The organism is Kaistella sp. 97-N-M2 (assembly GCF_021513235.1).
Lineage (GTDB): Bacteria > Bacteroidota > Bacteroidia > Flavobacteriales > Weeksellaceae > Kaistella.
This window is the reverse complement of record NZ_CP090976.1, coordinates 2,591,074-2,613,756: the sequence shown is the minus strand read 5'-3', so window position 1 is coordinate 2,613,756 and position 22,683 is coordinate 2,591,074. Positions and strand designations below refer to the sequence as shown.

20 protein-coding genes are annotated in these 22,683 nt (G+C 40.4%); 8 read left to right on the top strand and 12 right to left on the bottom strand.

What is annotated here, in order from left to right; translation table 11 throughout:
• The first annotated feature begins 29 nt into the window (after nt 1-29).
• Nucleotides 30-1,319 (top strand): cellulase family glycosylhydrolase, encoded by a 1,290-nt coding sequence (locus L0B70_RS12210; protein ID WP_235142049.1) that lies wholly within the window; start codon nt 30-32, stop codon nt 1,317-1,319.
• A 114-nt stretch (nt 1,320-1,433) separates the two neighbouring features.
• Here L0B70_RS12210 and bglX read toward each other — a convergent pair whose 3' ends face one another.
• The 4 genes from bglX to L0B70_RS12190 form a co-directional block, all read right to left on the bottom strand.
• The gene (bglX, locus tag L0B70_RS12205) at nt 1,434-3,725 is read right to left on the bottom strand and encodes a beta-glucosidase BglX (RefSeq protein ID WP_235142048.1); all 2,292 of its coding nucleotides are present in this window, start codon (nt 3,723-3,725) and stop codon (nt 1,434-1,436) included.
• A gap of 9 nt (nt 3,726-3,734) precedes the next feature.
• Nucleotides 3,735-5,102: a sialate O-acetylesterase gene (locus L0B70_RS12200; protein WP_235142047.1), complete on the bottom strand. Its 1,368-nt coding sequence runs from the start codon at nt 5,100-5,102 to the stop codon at nt 3,735-3,737.
• Nucleotides 5,095-6,177: an SGNH/GDSL hydrolase family protein gene (locus tag L0B70_RS12195; protein ID WP_235142046.1), complete on the bottom strand. Its 1,083-nt coding sequence runs from the start codon at nt 6,175-6,177 to the stop codon at nt 5,095-5,097. The genes L0B70_RS12200 and L0B70_RS12195 overlap by 8 nt, the downstream gene beginning before the upstream one ends.
• Before the next feature lie 204 nt (nt 6,178-6,381).
• Complete coding sequence (locus L0B70_RS12190; RefSeq protein WP_235142045.1) at nt 6,382-6,834, bottom strand: DUF1810 domain-containing protein; 453 nt, start codon at nt 6,832-6,834, stop codon at nt 6,382-6,384.
• A 327-nt stretch (nt 6,835-7,161) separates the two neighbouring features.
• On the opposite strand from L0B70_RS12190, the gene L0B70_RS12185 reads away from it, so the two are divergent.
• From L0B70_RS12185 to L0B70_RS12160, 6 genes are all read left to right on the top strand, one after another.
• Nucleotides 7,162-7,713, top strand: coding sequence for a ferritin-like domain-containing protein (locus tag L0B70_RS12185; protein WP_235142044.1), 552 nt, complete (start codon nt 7,162-7,164; stop codon nt 7,711-7,713).
• Nucleotides 7,714-7,968: 255 nt separating this feature from the next.
• On the top strand, nt 7,969-8,646 hold the full coding sequence (gene gntA, locus L0B70_RS12180) for a guanitoxin biosynthesis heme-dependent pre-guanitoxin N-hydroxylase GntA (protein ID WP_235142043.1): 678 nt from the start codon (nt 7,969-7,971) through the stop codon (nt 8,644-8,646).
• 6 nt (nt 8,647-8,652) lie between these two features.
• The gene (locus tag L0B70_RS12175; RefSeq protein WP_235142042.1) at nt 8,653-9,237 is read left to right on the top strand and encodes a DUF1989 domain-containing protein; all 585 of its coding nucleotides are present in this window, start codon (nt 8,653-8,655) and stop codon (nt 9,235-9,237) included.
• Nucleotides 9,238-9,349: 112 nt separating this feature from the next.
• Nucleotides 9,350-9,901: a hypothetical protein gene (locus L0B70_RS12170; RefSeq protein ID WP_235142041.1), complete on the top strand. Its 552-nt coding sequence runs from the start codon at nt 9,350-9,352 to the stop codon at nt 9,899-9,901.
• Nucleotides 9,902-10,171: 270 nt separating this feature from the next.
• On the top strand, nt 10,172-12,172 hold the full coding sequence (locus L0B70_RS12165) for a BCCT family transporter (RefSeq protein ID WP_235142040.1): 2,001 nt from the start codon (nt 10,172-10,174) through the stop codon (nt 12,170-12,172).
• A gap of 126 nt (nt 12,173-12,298) precedes the next feature.
• Nucleotides 12,299-12,733 (top strand): cold shock domain-containing protein, encoded by a 435-nt coding sequence (locus tag L0B70_RS12160; protein ID WP_235142039.1) that lies wholly within the window; start codon nt 12,299-12,301, stop codon nt 12,731-12,733.
• Between the two features lie 314 nt (nt 12,734-13,047).
• Here L0B70_RS12160 and L0B70_RS12155 read toward each other — a convergent pair whose 3' ends face one another.
• On the bottom strand, nt 13,048-14,028 hold the full coding sequence (locus L0B70_RS12155) for an aldo/keto reductase (protein WP_235142038.1): 981 nt from the start codon (nt 14,026-14,028) through the stop codon (nt 13,048-13,050).
• Nucleotides 14,029-14,243: 215 nt separating this feature from the next.
• On the opposite strand from L0B70_RS12155, the gene L0B70_RS12150 reads away from it, so the two are divergent.
• Nucleotides 14,244-14,771 (top strand): DNA-3-methyladenine glycosylase, encoded by a 528-nt coding sequence (locus tag L0B70_RS12150; RefSeq protein WP_235142037.1) that lies wholly within the window; start codon nt 14,244-14,246, stop codon nt 14,769-14,771.
• Nucleotides 14,772-14,799: 28 nt separating this feature from the next.
• Here L0B70_RS12150 and L0B70_RS12145 read toward each other — a convergent pair whose 3' ends face one another.
• The 7 genes from L0B70_RS12145 to L0B70_RS12120 form a co-directional block, all read right to left on the bottom strand.
• A complete protein-coding gene (locus tag L0B70_RS12145) occupies nt 14,800-15,132 on the bottom strand; it encodes a hypothetical protein (RefSeq protein ID WP_235142036.1) in 333 nt (110 codons plus the stop codon).
• 50 nt (nt 15,133-15,182) lie between these two features.
• Nucleotides 15,183-16,736: a DUF262 domain-containing protein gene (locus tag L0B70_RS12140; RefSeq protein ID WP_260089162.1), complete on the bottom strand. Its 1,554-nt coding sequence runs from the start codon at nt 16,734-16,736 to the stop codon at nt 15,183-15,185.
• Nucleotides 16,726-16,929 carry a DUF262 domain-containing protein gene (locus tag L0B70_RS13430; RefSeq protein WP_260089160.1) on the bottom strand — a complete coding sequence of 68 codons (204 nt, stop codon included), beginning with the start codon at nt 16,927-16,929 and terminating at the stop codon, nt 16,726-16,728. The genes L0B70_RS12140 and L0B70_RS13430 overlap by 11 nt, the downstream gene beginning before the upstream one ends.
• Nucleotides 16,930-16,931: 2 nt before the next feature.
• Nucleotides 16,932-17,864 (bottom strand): GIY-YIG nuclease family protein, encoded by a 933-nt coding sequence (locus tag L0B70_RS12135; protein ID WP_235142035.1) that lies wholly within the window; start codon nt 17,862-17,864, stop codon nt 16,932-16,934.
• 380 nt (nt 17,865-18,244) lie between these two features.
• On the bottom strand, nt 18,245-18,652 hold the full coding sequence (locus L0B70_RS12130) for an EVE domain-containing protein (protein ID WP_235142034.1): 408 nt from the start codon (nt 18,650-18,652) through the stop codon (nt 18,245-18,247).
• Complete coding sequence (locus L0B70_RS12125; RefSeq protein WP_235142033.1) at nt 18,649-18,951, bottom strand: hypothetical protein; 303 nt, start codon at nt 18,949-18,951, stop codon at nt 18,649-18,651. The genes L0B70_RS12130 and L0B70_RS12125 overlap by 4 nt, the downstream gene beginning before the upstream one ends.
• 7 nt (nt 18,952-18,958) lie before the next feature.
• Nucleotides 18,959-22,678, bottom strand: coding sequence for a BREX-1 system adenine-specific DNA-methyltransferase PglX (locus L0B70_RS12120; RefSeq protein ID WP_235142032.1), 3,720 nt, complete (start codon nt 22,676-22,678; stop codon nt 18,959-18,961).
• Between the last annotated feature and the right edge of the window lie 5 nt (nt 22,679-22,683).

The following is a 22,683-nucleotide window of genomic DNA, read 5'->3' as shown; positions in this document are numbered from 1 at the left end:
TCATTTCTAATTCCGTTTAACTCAATATTATGAAAATATCTGCAATCCGAATTTTTATCGCCGCGTTTACAATTTTCTTTCTGAGTTCCTGCTCTTCGCGGAAATTCATTACGACCACCGAAAATAATTTCATAAAAAATGGCAAGCCTTATCATTATATTGGCGCGAATTACTGGTACGGAGCGATGCTCGGCGCAAAATCGGGCGACAGAGCGCGACTGATCGAAGAACTGGACGAACTGAAAGCGCATGGAATTGCCAATTTAAGAATTTTAGCAAGTTCCGAAGGTGGCGATCAGGACTTTACCGTTCGGCCTGCAACCCAATATCAACAGGGAAAATACAATCCGGAACTACTGGAAGGTCTGGATTTTGTGCTCGCCGAAATGCGCAAAAGAAACATGGATGCCGTACTTTATCTTACCAATAATTGGGAATGGAGCGGCGGCATTGCGAAATATCTGGAATGGAACGGTTACGGAACAGTTCCCAATCCTAATTTGTCACCGAACACCTGGCCGCAATTCATGGCGTATACGGACCAGTTTCAGGAATGCGAACCCTGCAAAGAGGCTTTTTTGAAACATATCAGATTCATGGTGGGCAGAACAAATTCTGTGAACGGCGTTAAATACTCGGAAGACCAAACCATTATGTCCTGGGAAGTGGCGAACGAACCGCGCATCGGAACGGCTCAGCACGAAGCAGCATTCACCAAATGGTTGAACGACGTCGCGACTACAATTAAAAAATTAGATAAAAATCATTTGGTGACCACAGGTTCTGAAGGAAAAGCCGGTTCGAATGAAGACATCCAGGCCTTCGAAAGAACGCACAACAGTCCAAATATCGATTATTTAACCATGCACATCTGGCCGAAAAACTGGGGCTGGTACAACATCGACGACGAAAAAAATTCAACGCAGACTTCCATTTCCGAAACTGTTAATTACATGAAAGAACATATCGAAGTTGCGAAATCTTTGAAGAAACCTCTCGTCCTGGAAGAGTTTGGATTTCCACGTACGAGAGAAAGTCTTTCCAAAAGTTCTTCCGTGGAAAACCGAAACACGTATTACAAAGCCATTTTCGAAGAGATGGAAAAATCCATCGCGAAGAAAGAACCTTTCACCGCGCTCAATATTTGGGGTTACGGCGGTCTGGGAAAAAATAATCCCGCCGACGGCAAATGGAAAGAGGGCGACGATTATACCGCCGATCCGCCGCAGGAACCGCAGGGTTTAAATTCTATCTTTTCTACGGACACCACTACACTGCACCTTATTAAAGAATTCGATCAAAAAATAAATCAGGAGTAATTAAACGTTTTTAAATTACAGCGTAAATCAGCTTTTAGAAAAATTCAATTACTCATATTTAAGAAAAGCAAAACCCCTTTCGGTTGAAAAGGGGTTTGTTTTTTTGGTTTTGCCTTACTTCAATTCGAACTGAGACGTCAGCGTTTTATCCGAACTTCCGCCCACAAAGATTTCGAACGTCCCCGGTTCTACCAAATATTGGGCTTCGTTGGTGTAAAAACCTAATTCCGCGTCCGTCAGCACAAAGTTCACGGTTTTGGTCTCGCCTTTTCTCAGAAAAACATTTTCAAAACCTTTCAGCTCTTTCACGGGTCTTGCCAAACTCGCGGTGACATCGTGAATGTAAAGTTGAACGATTTCTTTGCCGTCGTAATTTCCGGTGTTGGAAACTTTTACAGAGATTTTTACAGGATCGCCTTTTTGGTACTCCGGCTTTTCTATTTTTAAATCTGAATATTCAAACGTCGTATAACTTAAACCGTGCCCGAAAGCAAACTGCGGCGTTTTGTCTGAATCTATGTAGTGCGACCAAAATACCAAACCATCGGTGTTGTTGTATCTTCCCGTACTGTAATGGTTGTAATAAACAGGCAATTGCCCCACATTTCGCGGAAAGGTTACGGGCAGTTTTCCGCCGGGATTATAATCGCCGTAAAGCACTTCTGCCACGGCATTGCCGGTTTCTGTCCCCAGTTGCCAGGCTTCTACAATGGCCGGAATATTTTCCGCTGCCCATGGGATCGCAAGAGGTCTGCCATTATTCAACACCAAAACGATATTCGGATTCACGTTATAAACTTCTTCTAAAAGTTCCTGCTGCACGCCGGGCAAACCAAGGTCGGTTCTGCTTCGTCCTTCGCCACTCTGGAAACCGTGTTCGCCTAAAACTATAATCACAACATCTGCATTTTTGGCTGCAGTTTTCGCGGCTTCAAATTCTGACGTATCCGCTGTATTGATTTTAACTTCGTCGATAAAGGTTGTTTTTCCAGGGGCGACATCGGCGCCTTTTTCGTAGGTAAGTTGATTGCCTTTGTATTTTTGCAGACCTTCCAAAACAGAAACTGCCGTATTGTCGTCCGACGCAATTCTCCAGCTTCCCAGCGGACTGTTTTTGTCCGCCGCAAGTTCCCCGATTAAAGCGATTTTTTGCCCGGATTTTTTCAGCGGCAAGAGGTTTTTATCATTCTTTAAAAGTACGATGGACTTTCTCGCCATATCCAAAACGGCTTCGTGACTGGCTTTTGTGCCGATGGATTCTTTTTCTCTTTTTTCGTCCAGATATTTGTAGGGATCGTCAAATAATCCCAGTTCAAACTTCACGCGCAGGATTCTCGTTACCGCGTCATCGATCAATTCCTGTTTTACTTTTCCTTCTCTCACCAATTTCGCAAGTTCGGCGACATAGATGTAAGATTCCATATCCATGTCAGCGCCCGCGACGACGGCTTTTGTAGCGGCATCACTTTCATCTTTGGCAAAGCCGTGCGCAATCATTTCGCGGATAGATGAGTAATCCGTAATCACAAAACCATCGAATTTCCAGTCTTTTTTTAGGATTTTTCTTTGCAGAAAACCGCTTCCCGTCACCGGAATTCCATTAAGGAGATTGAAGCCGTTCATAAAACTCCTTACGCCCGCCTCTTTTGCGGCTTTAAAAGGCGGTAAAACCATATTGTACAGTTCGGCATTGCCCATTTCCACCCTGTTGTATTCCAAGCCTGCTTCGGCATAACCGTACGCAGCGAAATGTTTGGCGGTCGCTGCAATGGTATTGGTTTTCAGCAGATCAGCTTTTGTATCGCCCTGAAAACCCTGAACTCTGGCTTTTGCAATTTTACTTCCGAGAAAGGGATCTTCGCCCGCACCTTCCATTATTCTGCCCCATCGCGCTTCGTGCGTCACATCAACGTTCGGCCCGAAAGTCCAGTTAATTCCGGAGGCGGAAGCTTCCAAAGCTGCAACCTGCGCAGATTTTTTAATGGCCTCCAAATCCCAGCTTGCGGCTTCTGCCAGAGGAATCGGACTTAAAGTTTTGTATCCGTGAATGACATCAAAACCAATAATCAAAGGAATGCCCAGGCGCGTTTCTTCTACCACAATTTTCTGTACGGCTCTAACTTCCTTCACACCACGAACGGTGAGCATGGAGCCGACCCAGCCTTTTTTAAGATGGTCGTACTTAAGTTCTGCCGTGCCACCTTTCGGCGCAGGTCCCGTAACTTCCCAAAAGCCGTTGTACTGATTCATCTGTCCGACTTTTTCTTCCAAAGTCATCTCTTTCAGTAACAAAGAAATGCGCTCTTCAAGAGGTTTTGATTGGTCTAAATAAGATTTGTTCTGAGCATTTAACTGAGTCATAAGTAAAAACGTTGCGATTCCGGTGAGTGTTTTATTGAGTTTCATAGTATTATTTTAGTCAGTCTGGAAAGAGGATGCCGGGAGACCGGCTTTGTTGAAGAGATCCGACTGAATGTTATTTCCCCAGGCGTAGCGCACTTTTGCTGGGTTTTTTATTTTTTTTGAATTTAAAATAACCTGATTATTTTTGATGGCCGCCGCCACTTTATAAAATTTACCGTCTTCACCGGCCACTTCAAAAAGAGTGGAGGATTTATTTTTGAAATGAAGTCCGTCTGCGTGATCAAATTCAACAATAATTTTATTTTTAGCAACGGTGAAATTTTTAAACAAGGGCGACTCTACAAGACCAGTCTTTGCTTTATAAATATTTTTCAACGCCAGATCGGCCAGCCTTTCGCCGACTTCTTTTTTCTTTTTTGGATGAATGTCGTCAACGGTGGAAATATCACTCGTCACCACCATCGCGGTGTTTTTTAACTTTAAAGTTATGCGCTGCGCGTCGCGAACTTTTACGCCGCCATCGTATTCTTCGCCATAATTATAAGGCGCAATCTGCACGAAATAAAAGGGGAAATCATATTTCCATAAGGCTCGCCAGGAATTGATCAGTTCCGAAAAGGTATTTTCGTACGTATTCGAACCGGTGTTGCTTTCGCCTTGATACCAAAGCGTTCCGGCAATTCGATAACCAACAACGGGGTTGATCATCGCATTAAAAGCCCGCGCAGGTTCTACGGGTCCGTATTCCGAAGGTTTTAGCTTCTGAGCTTCTTGCAGTGCTAACTTGTTTTCTACAAAACTGCTCTCCGGCATCCAGACTTCCGCCGGCGTTCCACCCCACGCAGAAATGATCAATCCGACGGGAACGTTTGGCAGTGTTTTCTCCAGATGTTTCGCAAAAAAATAGGCGATGGCGCTGCTTCTTTTCATGGTTTCGGGCGTGCTTTCTTCCCACTTTCCCTGTAAGTTGTTTTGCGGCGTGAGCGCGGTGGCTTTATCAATATTAAAGAAACGGATGTTTGGATTGGCAGCCTCGAGAACTTCGGCGTCGCCGTTTTCGATGCCCCAGCCGGCGTTCATTTCCATATTCGACTGTCCGGAACACAGCCAGACTTCGCCCACCAAAATATTTTTTAAAGTGACTTCATTATAGCCTTTAACAGAAATGGTGTAAGGTCCGCCTTCTTTGGATGTCGGAAATTTAATTTCCCATTTCGCCATACTGTCGGCAACGGTTTTATATTCCTTGTGATCCCAACCTGTGGTAAGTGTGATTTCTTCTTTCGGATTTGCATTGCCCCAAAATTTTACCTCCGAATTCCGCTGCAGTACCATGCCGTCCGAAAAAACGGCGGGCAAAGTTACATTGGCAAAAAGTCCGTTTGAAATGAGGAGCATTAAAAAAAGCAGTTTATTCATCGAGCAAATTTTTGAAAGTACTTTCCAGTTCTGCGGCCAGTATTTTATGATCTTCGATATCGGGATGATAGCCGCAACCGCGCGGCGACATGGGCTGAAACTGGAATAAAGTGATCTTTTCGTGCTGCTTGTCGGTATCGAAATGGTGGATGACTTTCTTTAAGGCGTTAACAAAAGTAATATTTCTGTCGCCGGAAATCATCGGGCTTGTGAGTAAAACAATTCTGGTATTAGGATAACGCGCATAAATATTTTTGATGAACTCAACATAATTTTGCACATACTGAGCTTCATTAAACGGCAAGCGTGGTTTCTTGCCGTCGCCGTCGGAAAGATCGTTTGTTCCAAGACAAATACTCACAAGATCCGGCTGAAAGGAAGAAGGAAAAGGTTTCGACGAATCTTTATTCAAATACAAATTATTGTAAACATCCGGCATAACAGGTTCCTCCAGGTGCTCGTCATTCCAGTTGCGGTACATTCCGATGCCCGAAACGGAACTTAACAGGAAATCTGCGTTCAGCGCGCGCGATAAAATCGAAGCATAGGAAAAATAAGCGTTGTGCTGATCGAACCATTCGCCCGTTCCGCACGGAACCGTCAGATCATTTCCCATACCGCTCGTAATGGAATTTCCGATAAATTCTATTCTTTTTCCAGATTTTTCGGTTGAAGGAATTATCCCATTCGTTGCAGAAGTGTTGACCAAAATGCTTCCATTGGCGGCTTCGGTGGCTTTAAAAATTTCAACGTGATGCATTCCGTTATCCGCCGCTGAAATTTTAAATTCCTGTGGCGCGCCTTTTTCCACGCGGAATCTGCCTTTGTACGTGCCGTCGACTTCTAAATTGATATAGTTATGATGGTCGTAAGAGTCCAGCGACTGGAGAGCAACAGCAGTCTGGGTGCCTTTAAAAACAAAGGAAACCGAGGAAGCGGAACCGATCAGTTTGACCGCAGAATTTCCCGTGGTTTCTGTTCTGCCGTGCTCGAATAAAACTTTTTCAGTTAGTGTATTTTTAGCCGGCGCGCAGTTTAAAACAAAAAAAAGGACTATATATGTAAGGCTTTTCATAGGACTCAATTTTCTCTAAAGTAAAACTAAGAAAACGAGCGGGAGAATGGTAATACAAAAATGTCAAAATATGATGAAAAATTTTTGCGTGAATTTAGAAGCATCTTAGAAAAAAACCGCTGCAAATTTGTCCGGCTGAAACGAGGTGCTACCCATCTTTTTCTGTTCCGGTTTGCAGAAAAAAGTTGTAGAAATAAATGAGGCTCAGCTGTTCCGTAAAATTTCCAGCGTGCGTTCATCTCTTTTGCCCGCGTAGTATTTGTTCAGCGCTTCTGCGAAAATGGAGAATTTTTCATTGGCAAAGATTTCCTTATTTCGGGAAACTGCAAAATCAAACAAAGTTAGGCTCGAACGAAATTTCAGATAATCCGGAAAACCAAATATTTCCTGTGCGGATCTGGAAGAAACCTCGCCAACCAAAATTTCCGTCAGATGAATAATTCTTTCGGAGAGCACTTGATCTTGAAGATACTGCACAGCTTCGTCCAGATTTTCTATTTCATACTTTCTGGCGGTGTCGTACTTTCCCAAACCTTTAATCTGCGGAAAAATGTACCACATCCAGTGACTTGTTTTTTTGCCATTTTTCATTTCCTGCAGAGCGTCGTCGTAGGACTTTTCCTGTGCAGTGTGGAAACGGTGGAGATTCGAAGACATATTAATGTATTTTAAAGTTACCGCGTCTGACCGGTCCTCTCATCCCGTCAGGCGATTAAGAAATTGGCTGAGTTATCTGATGACGGACCGCTACATCAAACCTAATAAAAAATTTTTCATCAAAAAAGTTTTGATTAAGAAATCGTATTTGCGTTGTATTCTTAAGAGGTCTTTTGACCGCAACTTCACCTGGACTTGCGGCGCGGAAAACTTTAAAAGTTGCGAAATCGCTCCTAAATCGGCACGCAATTCGCTATGAACCTATACGTTACAAAGTGAGGCGATGAATTTTTTCCAATCATTTTTGTACAGACCACGATTAAAATTATGGACAATTCCCTTCATACCGGCGATGCCAGCTTAGATCCTTCTGATGTTCCCTCCAGAAAGGGTTTGGAAGTGTTTTTCGTAGAATCTCTGCAGGAACTGTACTTCGCAGAAAATGCGATAGCCACAGAGTTCGATACCATACGCGACCAGATACAATCGCCGCATTTAAAGTCTATTCTTGAAAATCATTACCAAATCCATTTAAAACACAAAGAGCGCCTCGAAAAAATTTTCGCCATGCGCTCGATAGAAGTCAAAACCAAGAAATGTGATGCCATCCTGGCGCTGATCGCGGAAGGTCAAAAGCACTTCGACATATTTTTAAACGACATCGCGAACTGGGAAATTGCTTTAATATTAATCTCCCAAAAAATGGCCCACTATAAAATTGCCTCCTATGGTGCGTGCGCTCATCTTGCTATTAATCTGAACGATTACCGCGCGGCAACATTACTCGCAGTTGACGTACAGGAAGAAGAAGATTATATCAACAATCACTTAAACGGAATAACGCACGAATTTTTGCGGCCCTATTCCGAAAAACTTTAAACGTGACTCCAACGGGGATAAAGCGACATATAACCTGAATTTTGAACAGGAATTTTTTCGGCGAACGCGCAGATAATGGCTCCATTTTTTTGTTAAAGCCCGCTTTTTACCACACCGATGTAATAAGCATTACATCAATTATAAAGAGGTCATAATCGATTATGATTATTATTTCTTCGTTAAAAATCCTCAATTCGGTGCAATTTGGTTTGTTACTTGCTATAAAAAAAATGCTATTACCAAAAAATAAACATTATGAATGCCACGAAAGAAGCAAGTACTGATGTGCAAACGATCGAAGAAGCGTATAAAGATTTTATATTAAACGAAACACATCCCTGCATAATGGCCAAAGCGCTTTTTAAAATGGAAAAATATCATCTGAAAGTGTATGACGATATGCACGATGTTTCGGTTTTAAAAGACTTAGTCAGCGACATTGGCCAATATCTGGAACAGTATGATTTTGAAAGCAATGACTTTGAATCCTTTATCGCTGTTTTTCCGAATGATCACTTTTCCGATGAGATCAGTTTTGAAAATTCTCTGTGGGAAACCTCACAGAAGCTGCATGAGCTGGACGACTGCGCGTGGGATCAGAGCGTGAGCAGCGATCCGGACGATCCGCAGTTCAATTTCAGCATTGGCGGAAGAGCTTTCTACATTGTAGGTCTCCATCCCGAAAGTTCGCGTATGGCCCGGCAGGCACCCCATACAACGCTAGTATTTAATCTGCACTGGCAGTTCGAAAAATTACGCGAAATGGGAACTTACCACGCGGTGAGAAATACGATCCGCCAAAACGATGAAGCTTTGCAGGGCAACATTAATCCGGTACTGAAAGACTACGGAGCTGATACGGAAACGAAGCAGTACAGTGGCCGAGAAGTAGAAAAATACTGGAAATGTCCTTTCCATCACAAAGCCAATTAAATTACTATGAGCAACATCAATACTATCGACAAACAAAGCGGCGCCGCTTTCTATGTAAAAAAAGACCAAATCTTAACCGTAATCGATCCCGAAGGAATGCAGGTGAGCGACATGGTTCTTTTTAAAAGCGAAGATTTTGGCGAGAAAATATCGTCAGGAAAAACATTGGACTTCGAAGAATCAATACTTATTACCAAAGGGAATTTCCTCTGGAGCAACCGCTCCCGCAAAATGATGGAAATTCTGGAGGACACGAACGGCCGAAACGATTTTTTGCTCGCGCCGTGCAGCAAAGAAACCTTCGAACTGATGTATGATTACAAAGGTTACCATCCAAGTTGCTTAGAAAATTTATCGAAAAATCTGGCGCCGATGGGGATTGAACAGGACGATATCCCAACGGCGTTCAATGTTTTTATGAATGTACAGTTCGACGCGAACGGAAAATTATCGGTGTTGCCACCAACGTCGAAAGCCGGCGATCATGTTAAATTTCAGGCGCAGATGGATCTCCTTGTGTGTCTGACTGCGTGTTCTGCCGAAGACAGCAATGGCGGAAGTTTCAAACCCATTCAATATAAAATTGATTAGAAATTTAATTCCAAACACTTCCACATGCGAGGGATTTTAAGATTTCCCGAAAAAGAAAGCATCTCTTCCTCTTTCCGAATTTTGACGTAAATTACCTTCTTAAATTACCGCTATGAAATATTTTAAAATAATACTGATTCTGTCATTAAGTTTTTCGCTCACCTCGTGCATTGTTTCGACAGCCGCAAAAGTCGTAAAAACCACAGCAAAGATCGGCTATTCAGCTGTAAAGGGAACGGTGAACGGCGTTTCCTGGGCCGTACAAAAAGCAGAAGGGAAAATAGATGAAGACCGCATCGACGGCACGTGGAAAGTGATCGGCGTTTACAACGGCACTTACGAACAGTTCTCGCAGGATCAAAATCCGGCAAATAATTTTAAAAGCGACTGCGCCGCGGGCATGGAAGTTATAGAATTCAAATCGAACCGCGGGAAATTTAAACCCGTACACTGCGATCCGGGCGAAGAAGAATGGGTGAAATACCAGTTCAAATTCGGCAAAAATCCCTCCACAGGCGAGAAAGAAAACTATCTGAAATACAATTCCAGCAATTACATTTCGGTTATCGACGTGACCTCTAAAACTATGGTTTTAGAAGGAAATCTCATGCAGAGCTACGCGTTTTCGGGCGGCAAACTGTATATGTTTGAAAAGGTGAAATAAAAATTAAATACAGAATTTCTTCTGCCGGAATTCACGCAAAAGTTTTAAATATAAGAGGCTAAGCAGCAATGCTTGGCCTCTCCTGTTTTTCAGAAGGGAGCATTCCAAGAAATATATTTTAAAGGAATTTCGGGAAGAGCTCAAAATAAATTCCGTAATTTTAACAAAATTTTAAGATTTAGGCGCTCATTTAGGGATTGTTACTGTTTTTTTAGGCGCCGCATATTTCCGCCGCCCAGCCTTCAGAAGTCATTTAAGAAGAATTCATCTATGTTTAAAACCACTTTGCGCAAAGGAATATTTGTTCCCAGCATGATCTTTATCGTTCTCGTTTCCGTCGTCTCCGTTATGTATCCGGTAATTGCCGACCGCATTTTGAACGTCATCAAAAATTTCATTTTTGTAAACCTCAATTGGGTGTATGTTTGGGCGGTCACGCTGTTCGTGGTTTTTCTTGTCTATCTTCTATTTAGCAAATACGGAAAAATTCGTTTGGGCGATAATGACAGCCGGCCGGAGCATTCCTTTTTTTCCTGGATTGCCATGCTGTTTTCCGCGGGAATGGGAATTGGGCTGATGTATTTTGGCGTGGCAGAACCCATGCAGCACTACACGTCGGAGGCATTTGGTTTGACGCATTACGTGAATAAAGCGAAAAATGCGCAACTGTATACGTTTTTTCACTGGGGAATTCACGCGTGGGCCATCTATGGTCTTGTGGGTTTGTCCCTCTCCTACTTTGCCTACCGTTTTAAACTGCCGCTCTCTTTAAGAAGCTGTTTTTATCCGCTTTTAAAAAATAAAACAAATGGAGTCTGGGGAAATGTGATCGACGTTTTCGCGCTCTGCAGTACTTTTTTTGGAATTACAACGACGCTGGGTTTTGGTGTGGTGCAAATTAATTCGGGCTTGCAGATCTTAAATATTGTACCTGATACCAATTTTATGTATCAGATCATGATTGTGGGCATTTTGGTAGGTCTGGCTATTTTATCTGCTTTAACGGGCGTGGACAAAGGAATTAAGATTTTAAGCAATATCAATGTCACGTTGGTCGTCTGCCTGCTGCTGTTTGTCCTGTTTTTCGGTCCGACTGTTTTCCTTATTGGAAGTTTTACGGAAGGTTTGGGAAATTACATTAACAACTTCTTTAACCTGACGTTTGGGACGCACGTTTACGACAAAGAATCGCTGCCCTGGTTTTATGACTGGACCATCCTTTATTGGGCGTGGTGGATTTCCTGGTCGCCATACGTGGGGCTTTTTATCGCCAAAATTTCTAAAGGCAGGACGATCCGCGAATTTATTCTCGCCGTTCTTGTAATACCGTCTTTATTTAACTTTATCTGGATGACGGTTTTTGGAAACAGTGCCATTTGGTTTGATTTGAATGTAGGTCGTGGCGCGCTGAGCGGTGTTGCAGGCGATCCCGACGCGCTGATGTTTCGTTTTTTGGAATATCTGCCTTTTAACGAAATCGCCAGTTTGGCCACTATCTTAATTGTGATCATCTTTTTTGTAACGTCTGCGGATTCGGGGATTTTCGTCATGAATAATATCGCCACGAAAAACGCGCTGAAATCACCGAAATGGCAAACCATTCTATGGGGAACTTTGTTGGCGGTTTTGTCTTTATTGCTGCTGAATGCGGGCGGGTTGAAAGCGCTTCAAAGTATGACGCTCATCACCGCGCTGCCCTTTTCCCTCATCATGATCTTATTTATGGTGAGTTTGCTGAAAGCACTGACGATCGACCAAGCATATTACGACCGAAAGTTTACGAAAACTACGACGCCTTGGTCCGGAAATTTATGGAAAGACCGGTTAAAACGCATCGTTGCCACAAAAGACAAAGCCTCTATCGATCAGTTTATCAATACAGTGGTGAAAGAAGCTTTCACTGAACTTCAGGCGGAATTTGCGGAAAATGGCATTATCGCCAGCATCAATCATCAAAATGAACCCACAAAGATTGAAATTGTTATTAAGTATGATCTCATTAATAATTTTGTGTACGGTGTGGAAACGACTGCAAAAAAGATCGCAAAATATTTAATAGAAGAAGGAAACCAGCCGGAAGTTTTGGAAAAAGGAACCTTCTTCCCAAAAGCCTATTTCGGCGATACGAGAGAAAGTTACGACATTCAGTATTTCACGAAAAATGAATTGATTTCCGATGTCCTCAAACATTACGACCGCTTTCTGGAGATTGTGGCGGAGGAAAAAAATGAAATGTTCATCAGCAGCGATTCGCACGATAGAAACGACTGAGATCCCCTTTAAGCCGGGATTTTGGGTATATTGTTCGTCAACATAAAATAAAACTCACGGCTTTGTTTGCATTGTACGGGTTTATGTTGTACCTTATCAAATAATTTCAAAACAAAAATATAATATATGGCAGATTCTTTCTCTAAAAAAGAAAACTTTAAGAAAAAACTTCAGAAGCAAAAAGAAAAAACCGCGCGTCGGGAGGAGCGCAAAGAAAGCAATGACAAAGGAAAAGACCTCGACGACATGATTATGTACGTTGATGCTTATGGTCAGTTAACCAGTACTCCACCAGACAAGAACGATAAAATTGATGTGGACATCAACAGCATTCAGTTAGGTGCCGCACCACGGGAAGCCGAAGAAGTTGTAAAAATTGGGATTGTAACTTTTCTGAGTGAAAAGGGCTACGGTTTTATTACCGCCGAGACAATGAAAGACAACATTTTCTTCCACAGCAACAACTGCGCAGAAATGGTAAAAAAGGGCAACAAAGTCTCCTTCGAAATCGAAAGATCTCCAAAGGGATTAACTGCGGTCGACATCAAAGTAATCCGATAATTACGCGACCTCAATTGCATGGTAAAATGTAAACTCTTCAGTTTTTCTGAGGAGTTTTTTGGTACTTAAAAACTGCCTGCACCAATTCTGATCTTTTTTGCGAACTAAAAAGGCAAACAGACAAAAACCGCTTCAATCAGCAATCGTTCTTGATTCCTAAAGTTTCCTTTACGATCAAAATTAGAACGCGTGAACATTTTTACCTTCGGCTTTTTACAGAAATTGCAGTCAGTGACTGCAATTTTTCCTGTAATAAGAGGGCTTTTCGGGCCTAGTTCATTTATGATATAACGACGCGGTGGAATCCAGTGTAACTAAAAACGATCCACCAGTTCATCGATTTTTTTGAGCTCTTCCGGACTTAAATTCATTTCCATGGATAAGGCATTTTGGGTCGCCTGACCGGCGTTTCGCGCACCCGCCAGGGCAATTGTAATTCCTTTTCTGGCCAGGGTCCAGCGTAACACGAGTTGACTTAAAGTCGCGTCGTGCGCCTCGGCAATGGGTTTGATCTCCGCCAGCAGCGCGTTGGTTTTCTGCACGAAATCCCGCTGAAAATGAGGCAGACCGGCGCGGTGATCACCTTCTTTGAACTGATATCCGGCGTGAATCTTTCCGGTCAACAAACCCCGCTCCATGGGACTGTACGCCAAAATTGATTTTTGATGTTCGATAAAGTAAGGCACGGTTTTTTCAATGTCGCGCGTAACCATGCTGAAGGGAATCTGGTTCGAAACCAAATCGATGGTTTCTGCGGCTGTCGCCATTTGTGCTGCATTGTAGTTGCAGACGCCTGCAAACCGCACTTTGCCCTGCTCAATTAAGCGCGAAACCGCCTCAAAAGTTTCGTAGATGGGCGTGGTAACATCGGGCCAGTGAATCTGATAAAGATCAATGTAATCGGTGCCTAATCTTCTCAGACTTTGCTCACACTCCGCGATCACACTCTCTTTGCCGGCGTATTTATAAATATCGATGTTGTTTCCGTTGTTATCCTTAGAATGCATGGCTAGGTTTCCTTTTTGCAGGTCCCAGCGCATTCCGAATTTTGTGAGGATCTGCACTTTATCGCGGGAAATTCCTTTGATGGCTTCGCCCACAATTTCTTCGCTGGCACCCTGTCCGTACACCGGTGCGGTGTCGATGGACGTGACGCCCAAACCGTAGGAAGTTTTAATGGCATCGATGGCGTCGTTTCTATCGGTGCTTCCCCACATCCAACCGCCGGCAGCCCAGGCGCCGAAAGTAATCGCTGATAATTCCAAGTCGCTGTGTCCTAATTTTCTGTATTCCATTTTTATTTTTCTTAATTTTAAAAACATTTGGGAACAATAATTTGACCAAAACGTAATAAAGGCGGTCTTCGGTGTCGATCGGAGTAAACGCGAGAATCTATCAAAAATTAGATTGGATATGACAAATTGCAGGATGTTGATAAGATGGTCGTGTAAACGCGCCGGAACGATGTTTGAAGCCAGATTGCTCCATGTAACAAACCCAAATTAAATTGATGAGAAATTCCCGGTTACCTTCCCACTATTTTCAGCAAAACACTGCGGTGTATCTTGCAGAGGACCTTTTAGGCAAAACTTTGGTGCGGCGTTTTGAGGACGGCCGGGAATTTCGCGCGCACATTACCGAAACCGAAGCCTACTACGGCACCAACGATCTCGCCAGCCACGCGAGCAAAGGCCGCACGCCGCGGACCGAACTGATGTTTGGTGCGGGCGGAACCGTTTATGTTTATCTCATCTACGGCCGCTACTGGCTCCTGAATATCGTGACGGGCGGCGAAGGTTTGCCAGAAGCCGTGCTCATACGCGGCCTGAGCACTGTAAACGGTCCCGGCAGAATTGGCAATCTGTTGGAACTTGATAAAACATTTTACGGCGAAGATCTCACCACCTCAAACCGCCTTTGGATAGAAGACACGGAACTTGCCGGCGCCATCACCGCGGGCCCGCGCGTGGGTGTGGACTATGCTGGAGATTTATGGCGGGAGATGCCGTGGCGGTTTGTGTTGAAGCAGGATGAATAGGAATTTCTTTCCGTACGCAGAAGTTATGTTATCGTCTTTCTTCCTTTTTCCCTAAGTATTGCTGATGCAGAAACTGCACAAACCCTTTCACATCACTTTCCAAAGAATACCCGCCTACCCAATGGGTGTAGCGATTATACAGCAGGGCTTTTAAAGATAAAGGAATACCGTCGTCTTCGTGATACAAGGGCAGAACGTCGTGTTGATATTCCCGAACTCTGCCGTGGTTCTCGTCTCTTTCTTCTTCATTTTCGACCCACATTTGTTCATAGTGCCAAAGGTTGGGATGCGGGCAATTGGCTGGAGGCTGGGTTTCACCTTTGTAGAATTGGGTGAATTCGTGGAGGGGGTTTTTAGTCATGATAATGAAATTTATTTTTGAGCAGAACTCTGGAATTTTTAATTGAATTGCTATAGTTTTTTAAATCCATGCTCTACAACTCTTGCAATCATTTTCCGCCTGGAAGTTAGAAATTCTTTATATTCCATCTCCTGCCATTCACTAGGTAAGGCATGCCAATATTTCATTTTTTCCATTTCCTCGTTAGTAAACCTTCCCTCGTAAAATGGTAGATAGACCTTTGGTTCCTTGTCACTGATGGCAATACTATCACTCCATTCTACTAAGGCGAAATTGGCAATTTGATTATAGTCTCTGCTTTCAGCGAAACCATTTCTCATCAACCAGGCTTTCGGAAAAAGATGATGTCTTTCAAGCGCAGATTTATTTGCGCGAAGTCCTGATTGTAGAAGTTCACCCACTTTCAGTTTAGAAAACAAGCCATACGCATCGTGAATGTTCAGGGCAGCATAATAGGCAAATAAAGAAGGTGATCGGAAAGAGGATGTCGCCATATCCATCGGTAAAGTAACATTCCAGAAATCGGGGGTCAATTGCGAATCGATGATCTCATTGATCGTACCAATGAAACCTTCAGCGCTATCTACGGACCGTAACTTAGCGAGATCCATCTCCATTGCGGTCTCGGGAGAACCTGTGTAACGGCCGGTAATGGAACACGTAAAAAACCAGCGTGCGATCAATTTTTTCAAATTGTACAGATCGACCTTGTAATCAATTCTGCCAATGAGAAAAAAAACATAGGAATACAAAATATTATTATTCGAGCTGATAAAACTTTCATTACTATAACCTGCTTGAATGATAGCTTTCAGGAACTCATGCCAGTTCTGAATATCTAAAGCGTTCCCTTGTGCAACTTTCAATATATCGAATTGAGTATCTCTGCGTTCTTCGCTAAAAAGACCGGTTTCTAAATCTTTTCCACGCAATATGCTGTAGATATATTGTAATCTTGCCCTTCTAAAAGCAAGACCAACTGCAGCGCGCAGCATTTGATCCGGCTTAGGAACAATGATGTAATTAAAAGGAGTAGCCTCCGTTTTTGAGGGCAGGCGAGCTTTCCTACAAAACTCCTCCAGGTTTGTTCGGCCTTCATCCCAAAAAACGCTCATTAAAGTTAAAATAAAATCTGCCTGGTTTAATGTTTTGCCTTGTGAATTTATACGCACAAAGACATCAGCAACCTGCTCTTCGTCAATTTCTTGAGAAAGCTCCAACACAGAAAAGGGATAAGATTCAAGATTCTTAAGTTTCATAAACCGCTCTTGAATTTTAAGTTCTTCGTCGTCGGTAATCTCCCGTGATTTTCGAAGATTAGAAGTATAACTATTTATAATTTTAATAATGTTTGCATTGGGTTCCCAAACTTCAGTAATATTCTGAAAATAACGGGGATCTCTTCTAATCGCAGCGTCGGGAATTTCAAATTTTTCCTCCAGGGGATTAAAAGCAATTATTATTTTGGTCTTGTTGTAATTTTCCCGAATCACTTCTTGCCCTTTGATGACAGCATATAAAGAGGTTAATCTTTGTTGGCCATCTACAATCAGGAGGTGTGCAGCTTTTTGTTTTCTTTCCGTTCCGATACTCTTAAACCCCATTTATATTTGCGTTTTCCCAAAATAATAAATAGCCAACGGGATATCCTTTGTATAAACTGTCAAATAATTGGCGAACTTTTGTATCTGCCCAAACAAAGGGTCTCTGAATATCAGGCAGACCAATCGTGCCCATATCAATATCGTTTATTAAACCCTGTAAATTATATTTTACGTCTTTGAAAAGTGTTGCCATATTTATTCTATGGTTAGTTTAAATTCTTTATTCATCTTAAATGTTTTGTTGCCAACCTGTATTTTGCTACTTGTCAGCACTTTGTTTAAGTCTCGGGCCACAGCACTGCCTCCAATGTTATTGGAAACTTTACCTTCTGTGTAATCTAATCTAAATGCGAAATTTTTTCTATTCCCTGCCTGTTCAAAAAGATTCTTGTCTAAATTGATTGAGATAACTTCTGAAGATTCAGCAAGGGCACGCTTCATTTCCTCCAAATAGGCAGTCCAAATTGGCACATACTTGCCAAATGAACTTGTATTCATATTTATAATTTTAGGTGCGATACTTACTCTCGTTTCTTTCATGGTTATGGGTGTTTTTTGATCTGGAGTTGAATGGACGATTGCACCTAATGCTTTACGCAATGCTTTAATCTGAACCAAGTGGGGGTTGCCTGCATTTTTTGCGTCAATGTTAAGAACGGGCTTTAATATTTTAATGAGATCTGTTTCGAGTTGATTTATTTTTGCTTTTGAAGCCGGATATTCATAAAAAGAAACAGCTAAATTTTCTACCATCCATTTTGTGACTCTTTCCTCTGAATTCTGGTTAAATTTATAATGGCTTGTTCTGCCTTTTTCGATATCTGTCCAACTTCTAATTATCGGAATAATTTCCTCCGATTGTGAAAGCAACGCCCCAACGCTTTTTCTTACAGTAGAACTTCCGGTTTTTCCGGTTTTAAAATGCGTGTTTGCATCCCGCGATTGTTGGCTGCTTTCGGTTTTTCCGATGTAGATGATTTTGTTTTGCGGTATTTCAAAATTCTCTAATGGAAAGTTTTTACCAATAAAAAAGAACGCATAAATACCAGGTAGTTTGGAAAATATTTTTAATTCCTGAATTGGAATTTGAGTTTGTACAAAATGATTTACTATTTCTACCATATTCATAAAGCTGTGCGTTTTGTGGTGAAGTAATTTGCTTTTTAATATCTATAATAAATTTTCTTTCTAAACCTTTGCTAATGTATTCATTTACGTCGCGGAATTTAGCCAGAAATCCTGACTCTTCAACCTGACTAATTTTTAAAATGCTCAATCCTTATTTCTCTGAAAACTCTTTTTTAGAAATTTTTCTTAATGCCTTTAACTTAATCCCACATTTAAACAGTTCATATTCTTCTTTAAATATTTAGTTTTCTAAAGGCAGCTCTATTAGAATTTTAGCTTTTGTACTTTTCCATTTATTTAAAGTTTCTTCTCTTGGAATCAGCAATTTTATTAAGTATATAAAAATACATGGGAGGAAAATTTTTTAAAATAACTAAAATCTAATATGATTTCCCTTTCTCTAAAATTTTCTCGAACTCGGTCTTTGCTAATGGCATCACCGCTAATCTTTGCTGTTTTACCAAGCCGATATTTTGCAACGCGGCGTCATATTTTATTTGTGATAATGAAATTGGTTTTTCTAAAGTTTTGATAGGTTCAAAGGTTACTGAAAGCCACTTCTCTGCGGTGGTTTTGTCTTGATGCGCTTCTTCGGAAACTTGCAAAATGCCCATTATTTGCTTTTCTTCTTGGCTATGATAAAACAAAACCCAATCTCCCAATTTCATTTTAGCAAGATTATTTTTTGCTTGAAAATTTCGCACGCCATAAATTTCAAATCTTCCTTGGCGCAAAATATCTTGCCAGGAAACACGGAATGGTGCAAATTTTACAAGCCAATAATTCATTTTTCTTTAATTAATTTCTCTTTTTCAAGATATAATTTCATCAATTTTGAGGAAGCCAATTTCAGACTTTTGCCGTTGTAATCGTATTTTATTAAATTATAGAGCAAATAATCATTTGGAAATTTTTCATTTTTAAGTTTTTCTAAATCGAAATGTTTAAGCAAAGTATTTACAAAAACAAGGTCTGACCGAGAATCTATTATCTTATAAATATCTTTCTCAAATTTTACCAGTTTTTCACCCTCCAAATATTTTCGGAAAGCCATCATCAAATGGTATTTTTTTGCTGTTAAATCCATTTGAAACTTATTTTCTTAAACCATACAACTCCAAATAATCATCACTTTTCCCCAAAGCACGTAGGTTGCTTTTTTGTGCCGCTGAAAGTTTAGGATATCTTCTGGCATACCAGTTTTCTACTTCTTCTACATCTTCGGCATTTAAACTATAAGCGTCATAAACCAATTGGTCTATTTCTATTTGCTCGTGACTTGCATAATCATAGCGATTTTCTTTTTTCTGCTTATTAATAATGATAAGAATTAATTTTTCTAAAAAATTTTCCTTGCTAATAATTATTGGAATTTCTTTAATTTTATCAATGTCTGAAGCAACTGTATGCTGAATCATCGCATTAAATAAAAATCTAATAAATTTTGAGGATAAAATTCCTATCAAATAATTTTCATTAAAATGTACAGAACTTATAAATGAACTATTTGCGTCAAAAGGTCCAATATTTTTTAATCTGAAAGTTGGTGAATACTCTCCTCTAAATGAATAAGTTAAACCTTTTAAAAAATATAAGTCTTTATTTCTATGATAATGTTCATCAACTGCTTTTTTAGACCAATCAATATAATATTCTATTGGCACAAAATAGTTAGGTAACCAACCACCACCACTATCAGAACTTCCTCCTTTATTAAATGGAATAACAAAATCATTTCCATCAACACCCTCTAACTGTTCTTTTAAATTCAAACTATTTATTGCCGAATTACTTCGTATTTTATTTTTATCTACAATTTCATAAGTAGTTCTAATTACTGGAACATTTGCACTCGCTCTATAAACATAATTTATTTTACTGTCCATTCCTTTACCAACTTTTTCAACAAAACCCAACTTCACCACTTCCGCTTTTTTACCATTTAATTCTATAATTCTGGCGCGCACTTTTTCTTGTCCTATTTGCTTTTCTATGGATTTTGGCACATTGCTTTTGTCATTGCCATCGTTCATTAACCTAAAAAGTTTTGGGGTAGCCACAAAAAAAGGCAAATTGCTGTTGGTTTTTATTAAACTTTGAGGATAAAAATAAATACCAAATTCTGTTGTGCTAATATTTTGGTTCAAGGCAAAATCTGTCCCGCGTGTCTGCGCCAAAATTTCCATAAAATGGTCGTAATTGTCGTGTATAGAAATATTGGTGAGATCTGCCATTAAGCAAACGTGGTCGGTAATTGCAGATTTCAAAGGCAATTTTTCCACCAAAATAATGGCGGTGTTTACCGTTGCCCTAAAAGTATCGGGATGCACTCGCAACATTTTGTGCACTTTGTGGCTCATCAGATGTTTTCGCAGGTTATAATGACTTTTAATAGTCATAAAAGTATCGCTAATAATGTAAGCCAAAACGCCGCCCTCTTTCAAAGGTGTTTGGTGGTGGTCGCCAGAATTTATAAATCTTGCAACAAAAGCACCGTAAGGATCTTTACTCACAATATTTAGGTTTTGTCGCACTTCTTCTTCTATTTTAAAACCACCGTAAGGCGGATTTCCCATCACACAATCAAAACCGCCGTGATCTACAATTTCTGGAAAGAAAAAATCAAGATTAAAGAACGGCGCGGCAATTGTCCCATGTTCAAGCCAATCTTTAAGCAAGGCTTTATTTCGGACAGATGCTTCTTTACCAGTAACTTTAGTAGCAAAATCTGGGAAAGCAGAATCTAAAATATCTACAATCTCATTACCTATTCTTTCTTTTTCTTCTTTGGTATTTGCAGGTTGGTAATAATTGTTTCTTGCCAATTTTAAATCTTTAATGGCTTGTGCGCTAAAAAGGTCTGGCTTAACATTTTTTAGGGAATCCGCACAAATTATTTTGGTTTCTATGTTTGGCATTGGTGTAATTTCTGCGCCATCTGTTTGGTCTATTAACAATGAAATAAAAAACCGCAATTTGGTAATTTGCACCGCCATCGGTTGGATGTCGATACCATAAATACTATCGCGAATAATGCCTAATTTTCTGCCATAATCATCTAAATGTTGGGTAAGGATTTTTTCAAATTCTTGCTTTTGTGGCGCATCTACTTTTTTTAATTTCAATTTCACCCAAACTTTATTATCGGGATCTACCAATTTTAAAATATCCGTCATTCTATGCAAAGCCACCAAAGGAAAAGCACCAGAACCGCACGCAGGATCGAGAAATTTGTACTGATCTAAAGCATCTACAATGGCATTATTAAAATCTTTTTCCCTGCTCACATTTCCGTAATACACCAAGTCTGAAACTTGATCTTTAATGTTTGATAGAGATTTAGCGTTTTGGTCTAAATAATTACACAAATAAATATTCAGACTATCATTCACCATTTCGTGAATGATCTTTCTTGGCGTGTAGTAACTTCCCGTGAGATTTCTAATACTTTTTTTGGTACTTTCTTCTAAATTGGGATCTAATTCTGCCAAGAGATTTTCAAAAACTAAACCGAGCATTTCGGGATCTAAAGCGATGTCTTCTTCAAAAGGTGTGTTTTCAGCTAGTGTAAATTTATATTCAGATAGAATTTCATTTAGACCTTTGTGATGGACATTTTGCAGAGTTTCCTGTGCATTTTTTCCTTTTCCTTTAGACTGCTGTTGCAATTCGTCTTTACCGTAAAAAAGATAATTGGGAATTTTTATAACGCTGTCTTCAATCGTATCTTTGGCATTATCCTCTGGCAATTGATCGAAAATTCCACCATTGAGATAAGGAATATTCATCAGCGCAGAAAAATCAAAATCTATTGGAAGGTATTTTTTGTATTTAAATTTGCTTTTGTCTTTATCTTTCACATTTAATGCAAAAAAGAAAATATTTTGCAGAATACCTCGGTAATAGGAATTGCTGATAAGAAAATTGGGCGATTCACTATCAAAAGTAATTGGGAAATAATTGCCTTTCCAATCCTTCAGTTCTAATAATTCTTTGCTGATCAAGCCTTTTTCTTTGATGAACCAGCAGAAGATAGTTCGTGAAAGTAATCTTACCAAAAAGTTTTTTACATTTTCCTTTTCATCAACAAAATCAGGTTTGTAAGGAAGAACAATATGACTGGCGGCATAATAGAACCAACTTTGCAAATCTCTATAAAACTGATCGTTCAAAGATTGAACGGTAAATTGCTTTTGCCAGTATTTATAAAGTTCACCGAAGGTTTCTACATTACTGCTAATTTTCAGTCCCGCACTATTTTTATCACCAAAGATAATTTTCAGATGTGCTGCTTTTGTGTTTTCAATAGAAATATCTTTCAGCATCGTAACTTTTCCTGCCTTTTCGCCGTCTTTAGATTTTAGTTTAAATTGCAGCCTTTCCGCATTTGCCAAAGCAATGTAATCTCCATATTGAAAGAGAACGGTAACAGGTGTAGAATCAAAAGAACGGTTCAGCGCTCTTGTAATTTCCGCCAATTGCGATCTAGATGGAAGAAGCGCATTGATTCTATCATTAAGTTTTACCCCAATTATTAATAATCCCGGATAATCTGACGGAATTTTGGCGATTTGTTCTAAAGATAATTTTTCTTCAGTTATATTTTCAAAGGCTTCATCATCCACCAATCCCAAAATATAAATTTCATCTATCAATAAATGCGCTGGATTTACGGTGCTATAAATTGCACCCAGAACATCAGTGGGTTTATAAATTTGATCTTCTGCACCTTTTAAAGGGATTTTTAATTCTGAAAATAATTGTACGCCAGATTGATAAAAATCTTCTTTATCAAAAAATTGAAGTGAACTCATAATTT